General features: G+C 53.9%; 13 protein-coding genes. 7 read left to right on the top strand and 6 right to left on the bottom strand.

What is annotated here, in order from left to right; genetic code table 11:
* Nucleotides 1–14: 14 nt before the first annotated feature.
* Nucleotides 15–893 (top strand): TniB family NTP-binding protein, encoded by an 879-nt coding sequence (locus ACOKS3_RS14785; RefSeq protein ID WP_181097959.1) that lies wholly within the window; start codon nt 15–17, stop codon nt 891–893.
* A gap of 113 nt (nt 894–1,006) precedes the next feature.
* Nucleotides 1,007–1,630, top strand: coding sequence for a hypothetical protein (locus tag ACOKS3_RS14780; RefSeq protein ID WP_181097960.1), 624 nt, complete (start codon nt 1,007–1,009; stop codon nt 1,628–1,630).
* Between the two features lie 1,060 nt (nt 1,631–2,690).
* Here the strand turns inward: ACOKS3_RS14780 and ACOKS3_RS14775 are convergent.
* Nucleotides 2,691–3,182 carry a helix-turn-helix domain-containing protein gene (locus ACOKS3_RS14775; protein ID WP_181097961.1) on the bottom strand — a complete coding sequence of 164 codons (492 nt, stop codon included), beginning with the start codon at nt 3,180–3,182 and terminating at the stop codon, nt 2,691–2,693.
* Nucleotides 3,183–3,412: 230 nt separating this feature from the next.
* Between ACOKS3_RS14775 and ACOKS3_RS14770 the strand changes: the two genes are divergently transcribed.
* Entirely contained in the window at nt 3,413–3,817 is a 405-nt protein-coding gene (locus ACOKS3_RS14770) for a hypothetical protein (RefSeq protein ID WP_232106902.1), read from the top strand.
* Between the two features lie 166 nt (nt 3,818–3,983).
* Here the strand turns inward: ACOKS3_RS14770 and istB are convergent, their stop codons facing one another.
* The 4 genes from istB to ACOKS3_RS14750 all read right to left on the bottom strand — a co-directional run bounded on the left by istB (nt 3,984) and on the right by ACOKS3_RS14750 (nt 8,956).
* Nucleotides 3,984–4,784: an IS21-like element helper ATPase IstB gene (istB, locus tag ACOKS3_RS14765; protein ID WP_013970780.1), complete on the bottom strand. Its 801-nt coding sequence runs from the start codon at nt 4,782–4,784 to the stop codon at nt 3,984–3,986.
* On the bottom strand, nt 4,777–6,276 hold the full coding sequence (gene istA, locus ACOKS3_RS14760) for an IS21 family transposase (protein WP_169725187.1): 1,500 nt from the start codon (nt 6,274–6,276) through the stop codon (nt 4,777–4,779). The genes istB and istA overlap by 8 nt, the downstream gene beginning before the upstream one ends.
* 189 nt (nt 6,277–6,465) lie before the next feature.
* Nucleotides 6,466–7,716, bottom strand: a complete 1,251-nt coding sequence (locus tag ACOKS3_RS14755; RefSeq protein WP_181098025.1) for a hypothetical protein — start codon at nt 7,714–7,716, stop codon at nt 6,466–6,468.
* Nucleotides 7,709–8,956 carry a tyrosine-type recombinase/integrase gene (locus ACOKS3_RS14750; RefSeq protein ID WP_181098026.1) on the bottom strand — a complete coding sequence of 416 codons (1,248 nt, stop codon included), beginning with the start codon at nt 8,954–8,956 and terminating at the stop codon, nt 7,709–7,711. Before ACOKS3_RS14750 ends, ACOKS3_RS14755 begins: the two co-directional genes overlap by 8 nt.
* 551 nt (nt 8,957–9,507) lie before the next feature.
* On the opposite strand from ACOKS3_RS14750, the gene ACOKS3_RS14745 reads away from it, so the two are divergent.
* Nucleotides 9,508–10,658 (top strand): IS3 family transposase gene (locus ACOKS3_RS14745; protein ID WP_087535084.1). Its coding sequence is split into 2 segments (ribosomal slippage): nt 9,508–9,742 and nt 9,742–10,658, totalling 1,152 coding nucleotides; the frame shifts between segments, so codons are not numbered across the junction.
* Between the two features lie 1,166 nt (nt 10,659–11,824).
* Here ACOKS3_RS14745 and ACOKS3_RS14740 read toward each other — a convergent pair.
* Complete coding sequence (locus ACOKS3_RS14740) at nt 11,825–12,883, bottom strand: sigma-54 interaction domain-containing protein (protein ID WP_422764060.1); 1,059 nt, start codon at nt 12,881–12,883, stop codon at nt 11,825–11,827.
* Nucleotides 12,884–13,177: 294 nt separating this feature from the next.
* Here ACOKS3_RS14740 and ACOKS3_RS14735 point away from each other — a divergent pair, with 294 nt between their 5' ends.
* Genes ACOKS3_RS14735 through ACOKS3_RS14725 form a run of 3 tightly spaced genes read left to right on the top strand, consistent with a single transcriptional unit; the run spans nt 13,178 to nt 16,698 of the window.
* Nucleotides 13,178–14,251, top strand: a complete 1,074-nt coding sequence (locus ACOKS3_RS14735; protein ID WP_422764059.1) for an ABC transporter substrate-binding protein — start codon at nt 13,178–13,180, stop codon at nt 14,249–14,251.
* Nucleotides 14,252–14,262: 11 nt separating this feature from the next.
* Entirely contained in the window at nt 14,263–15,486 is a 1,224-nt protein-coding gene (locus ACOKS3_RS14730; RefSeq protein WP_422764058.1) for a lipase family protein, read from the top strand.
* 12 nt (nt 15,487–15,498) lie between these two features.
* Entirely contained in the window at nt 15,499–16,698 is a 1,200-nt protein-coding gene (locus ACOKS3_RS14725) for an LLM class flavin-dependent oxidoreductase (RefSeq protein ID WP_422764056.1), read from the top strand.
* Nucleotides 16,699–16,700: the final 2 nt, after the last annotated feature.

The following is a 16,700-nucleotide window of genomic DNA, read 5'->3' as shown; positions in this document are numbered from 1 at the left end:
GAAGGGGTAAATTTATGCCGTTCGAACATATACATGAAAGCCGCCGTTTCGCAATGGAATTGTCTGATCAGGAACGTATGGACTTCATACGGAAAGACGTACTAATTTCCACGGAGCACCTGAGGAACGTCAAGCTGATTGCCTACAACATGATTCATATCCCAAGAGGGTGCATGGAGGCACCTTGCCTTGTAGTAACGGCTGGCAGCAATTACGGAAAGTCTACCATTTGTAACGAAATCAGAGGTTTGAACGAGGATTGGTGTCGTAAGATTCGTTATGTGAATTTTGTACGGGACACAAGAAATGTTCGAGTCCGACCGCGGCCCGGCGAGAAGCTGATGATTGCATTGGGTTTGGATCCTGGTAAGACGGGATTAGACATTGGAATGGTAATGGAATACTGCCTCGCAAATGATGTCAGGGCAATTTTTATGGATGAGTTCCAAGACTCTATTCTGCAACTTTCCAATCAGGAGCAGTTGGCCTTCTTGTCAATGCTGCGAGGTATGTGTGGCCCGCCCACATATATGAGCTTTTTTGTATTTGGTGTGGGTGAGGCTCTAAATGCCTTGCAGTTCGACCCACAGTACGTCCGTCGGTTTGAGAAGTATGAAGTGACACCATGGCAGCAGGTAGATTCAGAATACCTCAATTTCCTCGATACTTGGGAGAGCATTATGCCCTTAGCAATGCCCTCTCGATTGTCCTCTGCGGAACTCAGCAGCGCGATTTACAAAAAAACGGAAGGAGTCGTCGGTCGCATTTGCGACCTACTCAAAGCAGCAGGAGCTTATGCTATTTCGTCTGGAATTGAGAAGATTACAATTGAGGTTTTGGAAAGGGCGGGCAAATCGAAATGGCTCCAAGAAATTCCAGCTAACCAAAAATGAGAGTTTTCCGGTGCCCGTTACAGAGACAAGCTAGACTTTCGGTAACAAGAGCTCTCCTAGATAAGGATCTGATTTTATTGCGAGGGGCGCCACTGTCTGGGAAGAGCATAGTCTTGTCTGTGTTGTTTTCGTCGATGAACGATCCGAAGTGCCTATGGCCGATAGTGATTCGGTCACCGCATGTGCATGTAGGTAAATCGTTAAGGCTTGCATTTGCTCATGCATTAGGCTTGCCAAGCTCTGTTGTGTGCTCTTCACCTAGAGCGCTAAATAGTGTACTACACGAACTCAACAGTAAAGACGCTGCGGTAGTGCTCGCTATTGACGATATTGATATATTTTTTTTAGGGGCCGCAAAAGTATACCAAGATGCTTGTGATTTTATATTTTATCTCTCCAAAAGACTCTCCCGCTTAAAAATTGTGGGGACTTTTTCTCGGTTCGAAAAAATCAGAAGCATCGCTAAAGACCTGAGGATGGAGAATCATTGCGTGCTTGAGTTGCAGTGCTGGCCGGCTACCACTGAATTTTGTGATTTTGTAAAATATGTGGGAAAAAATTTTGGACTCAGTGAGCATCAGGTTTCCGACAAGGCTTTTTTGCAAGCCCTGTTTGAGTCAACGCGCGGAGCGACTGGTGCCATTTTGACAACCATCAAGATATTAGTCATGAGTGGAGTGTTTGAAGGCGGGGAAGTTGCAAGCCCCGTTCACCTTGGGCAGCTTTGGAGGTTCTGATTCTTGGATATTGTTGATAACCATAAAATAGTTATAGGCGAGACCATTCTCTCTTGGGTGTATAGAGGCCTATCGTTGGGCTGCCTCAGAAATCCACACTTATTCCGTGCTGCCATTCAAAAGGCAGTCAAATCTGAGTATTGCGAATCAGGCGAGGTTTCAAAGTGGCCAATGCATTTAGATTCAGACATAGAATTTGATGCATCAAGCGAGTTGGCGTGCCTTTATTCTGAAATCTACAATGTATCCATCGATGTCATTCGAATCTATTTTGGGGGTGACAAACTACCCTTGACAAACTTACTCTATAGGAGTAATTCATGTGAAGACTGTCTATCTCACAGCTTTATGGCAGTTAGGTTTCCAGTGTGGAAGATAAATTGGTGTTACCTCACTTCTGCATATTGTCCAATTCACCTTAAAGCCCTCCGGTCACCATTCACTCAACCACCTGTCGAAAGTCGTATGTGGAATTGCTATCTACATACTTTGCAATTGGGACTTAACCCGGTAAATTATGAAGAAAAACGATTGGCCCTCTTGGTGGTGAAGGCTCAGTCATGGGTGCAAAGACGTATTGTAAACCACCCCGGAGAATCTGACGTGTTACATACTCTTTATGGGCTATTTTTGAGTAGACGTACGTTATACGCAGTTGAGGGGGTCGCCGCATCAGGTTTTGCTCATCCCCCCAGATCACCCTGCCGCACGCATCTAGATGTCCTCGACCGGATAGATTATGGGATGCACTCTGCCAATGGCACTCAGCGGGGTGGAGCGCTTCTTATGATGGGGTGGCTTTTAGAGCTGTTCCCAACGACTGACATTAACGGTGCAATTCGAAGTAATCGCATGGTAAGGCGTGCATTACCTAGAAGCCCTCGCATGCTCGGCTTTTTAGCTGCGCGCATATTTATTTCACGAGAAGAGGGCGAGTTAGTCGCAAAAAAACTGCAACCGCTAAAAAACTATAATATTAGGAGCATCTGTGATTTTTTAGATTCACTTAACGCCGGCGTGAAGTCTCTGAGATGACCGCTTATGGACGGCGGTGGTTAGGTCACTCAATCTTACTGTTTCGCCAAATTCGACCAACAGTTGTCTGGTGGATGCCTAGTTTTCTCGCAACCTCACTCTGACTTAAACCCTGATCACGATAGATCAATGCTTCTTGGGTGATTTTATCAGGAAGGCTCCTTCCTGCCTTTTCTCCGACAAGCTCACCCTCCGAGAAATGTTTTGGCATGCCGGCAACGATGCCCAGCGCATCAAGCTGCTGAATCTCCTTTTTCAGTGCCGCACGACGCTCCCCAATGGACAACTGTTCGTCGTAGCTTGATGCCACCATCAACAAAGCTATCGGATCGAAGGATAGGGCTTCAGCAATGCTGCCTAGCATCTCCAATGTAACGCCGGTTTTGGCGTTTTCCAGTCGCTGAAGGTGGCGAGGCTCAATCTTGGTCTTGATCTTTGCATACAGCTGATCACGAGACATCCCGCGGCTGGCGCGCGCGAGACGCAGCACTGCTGCGAGGGCTTCCCTCGATACCATGTCAAATCCCCAAAAGTGAGGATAAGGCCATATTGATCCTATGCACGCCATGACATATAGTTCATGGCGCGCATAGGATGGCCACCTTGGGTCTCGCAACCCGCGTGGAGTCTAAGGCTAGCGCTAGCGGCCTCCAGCCAACGAATGGCAAAAAATGACGATCATGGTCGGAAGTATGGCCTTCAGTGACCGTTGCGTGTGGACTATCCCGTCGTAGGGAGTTCCCCCTCATGCGACCAGCAATGCTAGGAAGAAATGTGTTTTTGACGAAGAGCGATGAGCTCCAAGGGAGATTCAGGATTGAGGACTCAGAAGTCCTGTTCTGGAAATCCATCAACCTGAGCCGCTGCACGTATGTGTTTCTGGTCGAAGGGGTAGGCTTCGATGCAGGTGCCCTTGGCCCTACATCACAGCTTGTGTGTGACGTATCAACGATCAAGTCACTCTGGGAAAACGGATCAGCGGAGCTCCTGAACGTGCACAGGGTGTACGTGATTCCTCCACTGGCCCTACGCAAGACCGGTTGCTACATGGAGCCGCTTTCTGAGATCCGAATCAGCGGTGGTAGCGAGAGGTCTCCTGTCTATGAGTTCGTCACAGACACAGGTCATGTTTTCAGCAGCGACGAGGTCTGACGATGGCTGTAATGTCGGCGCTGATTGAAAACTGACCCACCCTGCCGATTGAAAAATGACCCAGGGCTGCTTGCCGATTTAGACCCCGGCAATTGTGGATAAGCCTAGCAGTCGACAGCGTCGTGAAAGTGCTGACCCTGCACTCAGCAAGGCCAGCCCAAAGAGGTCAAAACGGGTCGTCCTCCGATTCCTCGACATCCTGCCGTCTGCGCTCCCTCGCCTGGATCTTGGTCTTGGCCACCAAGGTGCTGTTTTGCAGGCGGTATGATTCATTCCCCGTCTCGACGATGTGGCAGTGGTGTGTCAATCGGTCGAGCAAGGCCGTGGTCATCTTGGCGTCGCCAAATACGCTCGACCACTCGGCGAAGCTGAGGTTGGTGGTGATGATCACGCTGGTGTGCTCGTAAAGCTTCGAAAGCAGGTGGAACAGCAGGGCTCCGCCGCTCTGACTGAAAGGTAGGTAGCCAAGCTCATCAAGGATTACCAGATCTGCACGCAGTAGTCCTCGGGCGATACGCCCTGTCTTGCCCTCATGTTTTTCACGCTCCAGCAGGTTGACCAGATCGACTGTGGAGTGAAAACGCACACGCTTGTTATGTTGGGTGATGCCGGCCACTGCCAAGGCAGTAGCGAGGTGCGTTTTACCGGTGCCAGGGCCACCGATGAACACCACATTTTGCGCTGTGTCGGTGAAGGCCAGAGTGGACAGTTCCCTGATCAATCGGACATCGGCGCTGGATACACCGAAGTCGAAGCCAGCCAGGTCACGGTGCATGGGCAGTTTCGCCATGCTCATCTGATGATGCACCGAGCGTACTGCTCGGTCGGCGTGCTCTTGATCAAGGAGATGCTCGATCAGCCATTTCGATGACGCAGTGGAAGATTCGCCTTGTGCGGCCAGCTCTGCCCAGGCATCGGCCATGCCGTGCAGGCGTAAGTCTTTGAGTTCCTCTGTGAGATCACGCATTGCGCACCTCCTCATCCGTGCTGCGCAACCGGTCATAGCGTGCGGTATTGGCAACAGGGGTAACGTTCAGTTGCAGGTTGGTTTCGACCGAGGGTGGTGCTTCACGAGCGGTCAGACGGGCCACGATGTTGAGGATGTGGTCAGCGCTCAGGCTGCCAGACTCCAAAACCAGCTCAACCGCTACGAGAACAGCATCCAGGCCAGCGATGGGCACGGCGGCCAAGACCTGGGTCATAACCCGGTCACCCTGTAGATTCCGCAGCAGCCCGCGCCTGAGCAGGCGTAGTGGCTTAGGCAGATCGGCAAACGGGGCACCATTGCGTAGGGCCCCCGGTTTGCGTTCAATGAGGGGGATGTAGTGTTGCCAGTCGTAGCTGACCTGATCGCGATCAAACAGGCGCTCATGGCTAGCAATCACACCCTCATCGGCAATCACGACGATTCGCGAGGGATAGAGCCGACTGCTGACCCACTGGCCAACACGCTCACAGGGTACTGAATAGCGGTTGCGAGCCACGTTGATCAGACAGGTGCTGGAAACGCGAACCGTGCGTTCTACATATCCGTCGAAAGGCGTCGGCATCGGCATCATTTCGACGCGCTCCAATTCCAAGACTTCTGCGACGGTAAGGCCGTTGTACTGCGGATGAATCAGCTCATGCCAGAGAGCCCGGCAGCGCTGGGCAAGCCAGGCATTCAACTCTTCGAAGCTATGGAAAGTATTGTCGCGGGCGGACAGCCAGATGCGGCGCCGACTGTCTTGGACATTCTTTTCGACGATACCTTTTTCCCAGCCGGACGCTACGTTGCAGAAGTCCGGGTCGAACAGGTAGTGCGAGCACATCACCATGAAGCGAGCATTGACCGTGCGGCCTTTACCCTTGGAGACCTTGTCGACCGCAGTTTTCATGTTGTCGTAGATGCCGCGACGCGGCACGCCACCTAAGGCGGCGAATGAGCGGGTATGGGCATCGAACAGCATTTCATGCCCTTGGCTGGGATAGGCCACTAGCCAGAAAGCTCGGCTGGCACATAGCTTCATGTGCGCGACCTGGACGCGCCTGAAAACACCGCCAACCAGCAGGCCTTCCTCGCTCCAATCGAACTGGAAGGCCTCGCCCAAGGCGAATGCCAACGGCACAAATGCCCGTACCGCCTTGCCTTGCTCTCCGCGCCAATGACGAACGAAGGCAGTGAGCTGGCTGTAGCCGCCGTCATAGCCTTCAGCGCGGATCATGGCCAGCAGCGCCTTGGCACTGCGACGATGTTGCTTGGCCCTTAAGGCATCAGCCCGCAGCGCTTGCTCCAACATCTCGTGAAAGGGACTGAGCTTGTTGAACACGGCTCGACGCTGATAAACCGGCTGTTTGGACTCCGGCGCTCTGACCCATTTTCGGATGGTGTTGCGCGACAGTCCGGTGCGCTTGGCTATCTCATGCAACGACAGCTTGTCGCGGAAATACATCCGCCGAATTTTGCCCATCATTTCCATGCTGATCACCCTGTGTTCTCCTGCTCAAAAATTGAGCAGGTGCAGTGGAACACCTGGGTCAGTTTTCAGTCAGCACAACGGGCGAAACTGGGTCAGTTTTCGGTCAGCGGCAACAGCCAACTACCGATCGTAGGTGCTGATCCTGTAGATGGTTCCCTAGCAAGGTAGACGCACTTAGCTTCTCGATCCTTAATCAGAATCAGACTGAAATTGCCAAGCGTAAAAACGCGCGTGCGCAGTGTCATAAGTAGTATCACGAATTGAGGGATACAGCTCAACCAACGACATTGATTGTGCAGCTTGCACCAAACCTGTTTCCCTAATCCATGAAAGAGTTGCACGACAAAAGGATGAGTCATCAGACACTACTTCGCCACCCAGCTTAATTTTCACCATGACCTCGGAGCACACCTGCTTAAAAAGCAAGTTGGCATGGCGACTACTTACCCCAGGCCTACCGCTCTGGGTGGAAATTAGAGGGGTAGGGTCGCGATCCAGAGGTATCAAATCAGTTCCAACATGGGCCCTGTATCGGGCAACCCATCGGGTAACATAGTCCCTTGAAATGCAGACCCGCTCCAATTCGGGGTATCCTTCAACCCTTAAGCCATAAGTTCCGTCTTTACGTTCAAACAATGAATTTATAGCCAAATTCGCACCAAATCGGTCAATGTCAGCGGGGCGCAAGAAAAGATGATAAATACTCATCAACAAAAATAGCTTGCGCTCAAATTCATCATCGTTAATCGCCAGACTTTCAGCTGCCTCGACAAATAGATTCCAATCGCTGATAGAAAAGCTCTTGGCACCATTATGAATGGCCTCACGACCGGAGTAGTGCTTCGAACGATGCAATGAGCCAGCGGGATTTATATCAATTAAATCCTCCGCATAAAGAAATAGGTAAAATGAATTGATAACAGCCAGCTCAACGGCTAAAGAAGCATAGCCTGATATCCTTGCCCCACTAACTTCCTCGCGAACCGGGCCTGTTCTGAATGGCCTCCAGAATGCATTAACCACAAATACTTTTGAAGTACGTTTGTTTGAGGCACGCCTCAAACGCTTTTCCGGCTGCTTGGCTACCCAGTCATCAGGTGGGCACAAGCAAAAATCCATAAACGCTCTAATATCTTGCTCGTCGAGCTGTATGATTGGCTTTTCTACGACTAACAAACACCACAGCAAAAGCTTTTCAATTGCAGAGCGGTAGATGCCGAATCGACTACCCAGTGCATGCTCAAGCAAAAACGCTTTGACTAGCGAGTAACTAGACAAGGCGGCGCAACGGATATCAATCCCATCTAATTTCTGCCTGACCTCAGAGTTTTCCTTATCTAGGTCGTGAGTGTTCAAGCCTTGAAAATCTTTCAAGCCAAAAAAGCAAGGAAACGGCGGCACATCCATTTTCCAATCTCCAAGCAACATGAGTTCAGCCACGATCCTTCATTGAGAGTTTCTGAATCGAATAGGCTCTCTGATTATCATGACTGCTATAATAAATGTTCTGAGTAGTGGCAAGACTGCTATGACGAAGATCTGCTTGCAAATCTTTCGGATCTCGGAATGGTGCATCGAAGGTCGCTGCTGTATGCCGCAACCAGTGGGTGGTGGCAACGCCTAAATTTTGGATTTCTTCCTCATGGCGGCCTTCACTAACCATCCGGTCGATTGCAAAATCGAAAACCTCTCGCATGATAAATCGCACCATACGTGTTGAAAGCCCAGCTTTGCCATTAAATGTCATCAGAAGTGGCGTAGATTCGTTATGCAAGGGCAGGGGGCTTAACCCTAAGTGCAGGCGATATCGTTTGAGGTAAAGCTCCACGTAGTCTGCTCTGACAGCGATTTTCCCCGCTTTGTTTCCCTTGCCAATCACATGGAACCACCAGTTACCCTCATGATCCGGACGAAAATCCCCCATTGAAGGCTGCCAATTGTCGCGACCGCAAAGATCTGAAACCCTGAGATACATCGAGAACATTGTCGCAGCTATATATAGTGAGCGTTCATGCCGTTCCGGCTCAGAATTCGCCATCGACTCTGCTGCTTCGAGCACGTACTCCCATTGAAGAGGTGTAAGAGACCTGGTCGTTAACTCTTGTACTGAGCGATTTTTAAATTTCGATTTTTGTTTTATGGCCCGAAATGGATTCACTACTGTGCAAACCCCTTCGTCAATGGCGTATTCATAAAGGCTACTGCACACCGAAAAAATCTGCGCGATGCTTCCGGCAGTCAGTTTGTAGCAGTTGGCCTCGCGTGATGTTGCAAAGGGCCTCCAATCGGGATTGGGAGCTATGCTGTAATTTTTGCTCAGATAGCGATTTCTTACAATTTTCCCGATCCAACCCGGAGGCGGACTCATACAAAAATTAAGAAACTCTTCTGCATCAGAACGACGCAGATCAAGCAAAGGTCGCTCACGAATCAGCAGCGACCAGAGTAGTAATCGTTCGGCATGGGTGCGGTAAGAATTGAACGTTGCCTCATTACTAGCATAGGACTCCAGGAAGCCGCGTACTGCCTCATACCCATCGAGGGCGCTCAGCCGGGAGTCGAAGCCAGCCAGGTATTTCTGAACCGCAACTACAGTTGAATCATCCACATCATCTGATACTGAAACAAACCAGCGATAGGTACCAAACAAAGGGACAGGCGTACATGCGTTATTTTTCATAAGTCCCAATCACTTCCGGTTCTGACACTTATCGGAAATAGGGGAGGCATCGCCCCCAAAGCATAGGGCACACACACTGAGATGCTTCATCAAAATCACCTTGAATCGAATGCACGATATGAAGCTTCTACGAAGCTTCACTCCAGGAACACTGTATTGTCAAGCCTCTACATAGCCTGCCCCGCACGGCTAATCACTAACCTAAAGACCGAGTTGATCACTTTTAAAGTAAAAATGATCACTCCTCTCTTGCCCATTAACGATATAGCTAGGCTCAGCATCTGTCGGCAATGTCACTTGAAAATGATCAGCACGTCAGAAGGGCTAGCCTTCCATCTCTAGAGCAAACCACCCCTATAACTCGACTAAATGACTATTTAGTCGAGTTAAGTAAAGACTGCACCCAGCAACCACAGGGTGGGGCATGGATGCGCCATTAAATCGTCAAGCGCTAAGCGCGCTGTGATCAATACGCAAAGACGATCGCATGAATCGCCCCTGGTTTCGTAGACACCTCCAAGCCTCATAATGAGGCCCAAATAGGAGGTGCCATGAGTCGTCAGCGTTACCCCGAAGAATTCAAGATCGAAGCGGTCAAGCAAGTGACCGAGAAAGGCAAACCTGTCGCCGATGTCGCCCAGCGCCTGGGCATGTCCGTGCACAGTCTTTACGCCTGGATCAAGGTCTACAGCAAGCCCCAAGAGCAGCGTCAGCAAGACGACGATCAGCAGGCCGAACTGCGCAAGCTACGCGCTGAACTCAAGCGCGTGACGGAAGAGCGAGACATCTTAAAAAAGGCCGCCGCGTACTTTGCCAAGGAGTGCGGCTGAAGTACGCCTTCATCAAGAAGCACTCGACTGATTACCCGGTGCGGCGCCTTTGCCAAACCCTCAAGGTGCACCCCAGCGGCTATTACGCCTGGCTGGCCGAGCCTCAATCTGCCCGAGCAAAAGAAGATCAACGTCTGCTTGGCTTGATCAAACACGCTTGGCTGGAAAGCGGAGGTGTATACGGCTACCGCAAAATTCACGATGACCTGCGTGAGCTGGGAGAGGAATGCGGCCGAAATCGAGTCAGGCGCTTGATGCAGGCGGAGGGACTGCGTTCTCAAACGGGCTATCGGCGGCGTCCAGGGTTCTATGGTGGAAAACCAACAGTGGCCTCGCCCAACCACCTCGCGCGGCAGTTCAAGGTAAGTGAGCCGAACAAGGTCTGGGTGACAGATATCACTTACATCCGCACCTATGAAGGGTGGCTCTACCTCGCGGTAGTGCTGGATCTGTTCTCACGCCAAGTAATTGGTTGGTCAATGAAGCCAAGGATGTGCAGCGACCTGGCTATCGACGCGATGTTGATGGCTGTTTGGCGACGCAAGCCTCAGCAGCAAGTTATGATTCACTCAGATCAAGGCAGTCAGTTCAGTAGCTCGGATTGGAAAAGCTTTTTGAAGGCCAACAATGTAATCAGCAGCATGAGCCGGCGGGGAAACTGCCACGACAATGCCGTAGCCGAGAGCTTTTTCCAGCTTTTGAAGCGAGAGCGAATCCGACGAAAGATCTACACAACCCGTGAAGAAGCCCGAAGTGATATTTTCGATTACATCGAGATGTTCTATAACCCTAAACGCCGACACAGCAGTGCTATGCAGCTGTCTCCAGTAGAGTATGAGAAACGCTATTTCCTGAGCTTGGAGAGTGTCTAGAAAACCAGGGGCGATTCAACTCCCGACACTGAGCCTATTAATGATCATTTCTGACTGTGCACGAATTCACCAATCGAATTTGGTGATCCACCTGCAAATCTATCCAATTTTCAGCTTCCCATGAGCACAATGATCAAAATTGCTCCTGCAATGATGATCAGTGCTGTCATGCACGCCAGTGGCTAACTCCTTGAACATTAAGAGAAATCCGCAGGCTTGAGCCGAATCGGATGGTTTTTGTGCATGGTCAGGATTTCGTGAGCGTCACAGCGGCGCCGGTTACGATGATGGTCATGTCAGAATCCCCGTGAGGGTACGGAGCTTGTATTTTCGCTCAGGTCATCGGGAGTTTTCTTAACCTGGGTCAAAGGGTGGACGAGGCCTTGGACTGTCTTTGAATCTGCCTGACCTAGTACCAGATGGCAAATGCGAATGTGCGCATAATGCATATTATGTTAAATGACGTATTAGTTAGGTACACCCGCTCGACTCGCAGATCCTGTGACTGGTCTAAAAAAATGAGAAGCGTCGACGCAAAAAAAGATACTCAGTTATCAAGCACGTAGGCGTTTCGCTCGAAATTCGCCGGGACCGTGCGTAACCGATTAGTGAGATTTTGCACCCATACACGTACCACAGCGCTGACACAATAATAAATAACAGTTTTAAGTGCTCAATAAAAATCGTTGAGTGGCAAGGCATTACAAGCCTGCCCTGACAAAGTAAATGATAGGTTTCTATGGACAAATAAAATGATAAATCTCGATGACATGGTTAATGAGGGTCGAACCAAGGCGCTTAACTCGTGACTTGATAATTTCTCTGATCGCAGGTTAAATTTCCGACTAGTGCGATCGAGTCGAGACGTAGCCGATGCGGCCTATACCTATTTTTGCGAGCGCAAGCGAAATCGCCTTGGATGCTCATACATATTTTTATCGTCATCCAGACGTTAAAACCTACCTAGAAAGTTTTGAGGTACGCTTGCTCGCTCCGCGCTTCGCTGAATTGGCGCGAGAATTTGTTGCTAGCTACTTTGGTTGGCTGAAAGAGAACCGTCGGATCGTGACACGCTTCGACTAGCTCGCGAAAGCTACGCAGCCATAGTCTCACTGGCTTGTTCCATGCGGTGTTTGTGACATCACTTTTCGACAGAGCCTACCGATTCAGGCTTTAGACAACTCACCAATCTTTTCCAGCCGCGCACGCACGATGTTGCGGCTAATGTTCAACAACCGTCCCGTCTGCAACTGGTTGCCGTGGCAATATCGATACGCCGCCCTGAACACCGTCTCCTCGATATGCTCATACAAATTCGGCACATTCTTCTCGAACAACGCCAGCAACGCGCTTTCCAGATCAGGCGCTGCCGCGCTCGCTGCAGGCAAGTTCCCAGGGACTACGGGCGCCGACACGTGCGGCCGCATATCGACCAGGTGTAGGTCCGCTGGCGCCACCACTTGATACCGGCACACCAGCAACGCATGGTGAATGGCATTTTCAAGCTCGCGGATATTACCCGGCCAACTGTGTGCCAGCAGCTTTCGCTCGGCATCCGGGCTCAGCGATGCCCGTTCGTAGCCTAGCCGGCGGCAATGCTCTTCAATGAAAAACTCCGCCAGAGGCAGGATGTCTCCTGGCCGCTCGCGCAATGGCGGCAGTCGTATTGTCGCGACATGCAGCCGGTAGAACAGGTCTTCTCGAAAATGCCCCGCCACTACAGCATCGGCCAGGTTGACGTTGGTCGCCGCCACCAGCCGCACGTTGATCGGGATCGGTGTACGTGAACCCAGGCGCACCACTTCACGCTCCTGCAGCACCCGTAGCAATTTCACCTGCATGTTCAGCGGCAGGTCGCCAATTTCATCGAGGAACAGCGTGCCGCCATTGGCCGCTTCGAACCAGCCAGCCTTGACGCTGGTAGCGCCGGTAAACGCTCCTTTTTCGTGGCCGAACAGCTCGCTTTCCACCAAGGTTTCGGCAAAGGCACCACAGTTTACCGCCACAAATGGCTCTCGACCGCGGCGGCTGAGATGGTGGATATGACGGGCAACCAGTTCCTTGCCGGTGCCGGTTTCGCCGATGATCAGGGTATTGGCTTCGCTAGGCGCCAAGCGCTCGATGCGGCTGAGCAGTTCCTGGGAGCGCGGGTCCTTGAACACGAGCACGGTGGCACGTACCGACTTGGTCAGCTCGCGGGCATTGGGGTGGGTGATCAGCGACATAGGGGCATTCCTGGCAGTTGACGCGCAGGGCAATAGTGCATGAAACAAATTAGATCAAAAAATTATTAATTAATATTTATATATATCAATTAGGAATATTTAAATTTCCAGCAATTGACTGCTGCTACAGCAGCAACCGGTCAGCACTCCTCTGCCCGCCGATCAGCAGGCATTACCTCCCTCACCCACTAGTTTTTGCCCGAACACTGCGAAACTAAAGGGCTGTAGCCACTTCATGGCATGCTGGCATGTATTTCGCTCCTGGCCTGCAGTAACTATTGCCTGGAGCTGCACATGAATAATCCCTGGCGTCACATCCTCGCCCTGCTGGGCGGCCTGATCTTCAGCCTGGCTGCGCTGGCCGCCGAGCCACCGGCTGCGGTGCGCATCGCCATCGTCGCCTTCACCCAGGCCGGTACGCCGGTGTTCGGCGGCATCCCCGGGCGGGTGATTGAAGAAGGCTGGCTGGAGCAGCAACTGGCTGCACGCGGCGTGAAACTGCAATGGACTGCCCTGCCCCACGCAGGCGCCGGGCCGCAGATCAACGAAGGCTTCAGCAACGACAGCCTGGACTTTGCCGTACGCGGCGACTTGCCCTCGGTTATCGCCGGGGCTGGCCAGGTGCCCGGCAAGCTGGTGGTACCGGGCGGTAGCGGCAACAACATCTATCTGGTGGTGCCGAACGACTCGCCGGCGCGCAGCATTCAGGACCTGAAGGGCAAACGCCTGGCCTTGCATCGCGGCCGTCCATGGGAGTTCGCCTTCAGCAACTTCCTGCAGAGCCAGGGCCTGGCACTCAGCGATTTCAAGATCGCCAACCTCAACCCCCAGGTAGGTGCCGCTGCTGTGTCCGCCGGCAAGGTCGATGCGGCCGTACTGCTCAACGAAGCCTATGCCCTGGAAGACAAAGGCGTGGCACGCATCCTCTGGTCGACCAAGCAAGGCGCCAACGACTGGCGGCTAGTCTCCGACCTCTGGGGCACTGACCGCTTCGTCGAGCAACATGCCGACCTCACCCAACTGGTGGCCACCGCCTGGGTGCGCGCAGCCTGGTGGATCTCGCAGGAGCAGAACCGCAACGGCTACTACGCGCTGTCGTCTCGTGCCGGTGTCAGCGAAAGCGTGCTGCGCCGTGACGACCAGGACGATCCGGTCGAATGGAAGGCGCGCTGGGCGCCGAAGACCGACGCCCAGCTCAAGGCCCACTACGACGCACTGGGCCAGTACGCCCTGGCCAACCGGTTGATCCGCACGCCCTACGACATTACCCGCGACCTGGCCACGGGCTTTACCCGCCAGGCACTCATCGACCTGCAACTGACCCACTACTGGCCGTCGCTCGACGCCCAGATCAGCCAACAACCTTGAGAGCCTTACCCATGAAACTGTCTGCTTCGCTCATCTTCGGCCTCAGCACCCTGGCCCTGTCTATCGGGGTCATGGCCGCCGAGACCTACGCCCCCAAACCCGACCCGCAACAGGGCGATGGCCGTGTGTCGGCCTTCTATACCTGGAGCAAGGCCATCCCCGCCACCCCCGGCAAGCTGCTGCGCAGCGAACCGCTGGAGCAGGCACTCAGCCTGCCCAATGCGGCCAGCGCACAACGCATTCTCTACACCTCCCTGGACGGTATCGACGGCAAGACGCCGATCGTGGTTTCCGGCGCACTTTTCATTCCCAAAGGCAAGGCACCGGCAGGCGGCTGGCCGGTTGCCAGTTGGGGCCACGGCACCGTCGGTGTGGCGGATATCTGCGCGCCATCCTGGGCTGGCCGCAGCTACCGTGACGTACAATACCTGAACCGCTGGCTCGAAGAAGGCTACGCCATCGTCGCGACCGACTACCAGGGCCTTGGGGTACCGGGTGGCCACCCGCTGCTGAACAACCGCATGGCCGCCTACGGCATTCTCGACGCGGCCAAAGCGGTGGTCGCTGGCGTGCCGGGGCTGGCCGACAAGGTGTTGATCATTGGCCAGTCGCAAGGCGGCGCCGGGGCCTTTGCCGCCGGGGCCTATGCGGCAACCTATGCGCCCAAGCTGGGCGTCAAGGGCAGTATCGGCACAGGGGTGATCTACACCGTGGGCTCGAAGAATGTCGGTGAACAGGACCAAGACAAAGTCGACCCGGCCCTGGCCTATGGTTTCTATACCCTGCTGGCTGCGCAGCAGTATGACCCGAGCATCGACCCACGCGACTTCTACACCGACAAAGCCCTGCCGCTGTTCGAGCAGGCACGCACCAGCTGCCTGTCAGCACTGGTCAGCGATGTGGTCGGCACAGGCCTGACTCCAGCCAACGCCAAGAAAGACTACAAAGGCGACAAGCTCAAACCCTGGCTGGCGCAGGTGTCTTACCCCACCCTGAAACTGGCCCAGCCGATCTTCATTGGCACCGGCGCCGAGGACAAGACCCCCGCCGCCGCCACGCAGGTGGCGCTGATGGAGGACGCCTGCAAGGCCGGCTCGGTGGTGCAGGGCCACCTGTACAAAGGCCTGGGGCACAGTGAAACGGTGAATGCCTCGCTGAAGGACTCGATCCCCTTCGCCCGTCAGGTCATCACTGACCAACCCGTCACCCCCAATTGCAGCCCAAGCGTGCAGTAAGGAGGCCAACCCATGAGCATCGAGTTCTTCACCCGCTTGCCACTGCATGGCGAAACCCAGTTCCTCCCCGGCGACCCGCGCAACCGCGGTGACTGGCATGCAGGAGGGCCCAGCACCGGTGCGGTGTCGGGATTTGCCATAGGTGATCACTTCACCTATATCGACTACCTGGGGCAAATCGCCCGCGCCGCTGAGATCAACGGCTTTGGCGGCGCGCTGATGGTCAACGCCCCCACCGGCGAAGAACCCTGGACGGTATGCTCGCTGCTGGCCCGGGAAACCCGCACACTGAAGTTCGTCACCGCTTTCCAGCCCTATCACTACACCCCATGGGTCGCCGTGCAACAGGCCGCGACCTACCAGCGCGCCACCGGTAACCGCTTGGTGTGGAACATCATCAACGGCGGCTCGGATGCCATCCAGCGCCAGGTGGGCGACTTTGAAGACCATGACCAACGGTATGCCCGTGCCACCGAATTCATGGATGTGGTGCGCGGCTACTGGCACAACGAGCAGTTCCACTACGAAGGTACTTACTACCGCGCCGAAGGCGGTGGCTTGCGCGGCCCACTGAAAAAGGCCGAGCTGCCACTGATCTGTACTGCGGGTTCATCGGAAGCAGCGCGCGAGTTCGCCGCAAAGCACGCCGATTTCTACTTGATGCGCGCCGAACACCCGGACGAGATCGCCGCACTGATCGCCGACATCCGCACCCGGGCGCTGAAGTGGAGCCGTACCGACATCCGCTTTGGTCTATCCATCGACGTCATTGCCCGTGATACCGAAGAATCCGCGCTGGCCGAGGCCAAGCGCTTCTTCGACGAAGGCGTGGCCAAGGGCACGGTCAAGGCCCGCGCGGCTCACGCAGGCCTGCGCACCGCGCGCAAGCTGAGCTATGAACACGGTTACAACGACCAGGACGATCAACAGACGTTCGACAACTTCTTCATCCACCCCAACGTGTGGACCGGTTTCGGCTACATCGGCGTCCCGCCGGGCTGCGCACTGGTCGGCAGCTACGCCAATGTGGTGGCACGTATTCGCGAGTACCACGGCATTGGCGTCGACCTGTTTTTCCTGGCCGGCTACCCACACCTGGAAGAAGCCTACCGGATTGGCGAGCACATCCTGCCGCACTTTCGCGAGCAGCGTGCCCCCCTGGCCCGCCAGTCGGCCAACGCCGTGCTACTGCACGCCAGCAACGGAGCCTGAAG

It is taken from the genome of Pseudomonas sp. HS6-2 (assembly GCF_049325675.2).
Classification (GTDB): domain Bacteria; phylum Pseudomonadota; class Gammaproteobacteria; order Pseudomonadales; family Pseudomonadaceae; genus Aquipseudomonas; species Aquipseudomonas putida_N.
The sequence above is the reverse complement of the archived record's forward strand: the minus strand, read 5'-3'. Positions and strand labels throughout refer to the sequence as shown.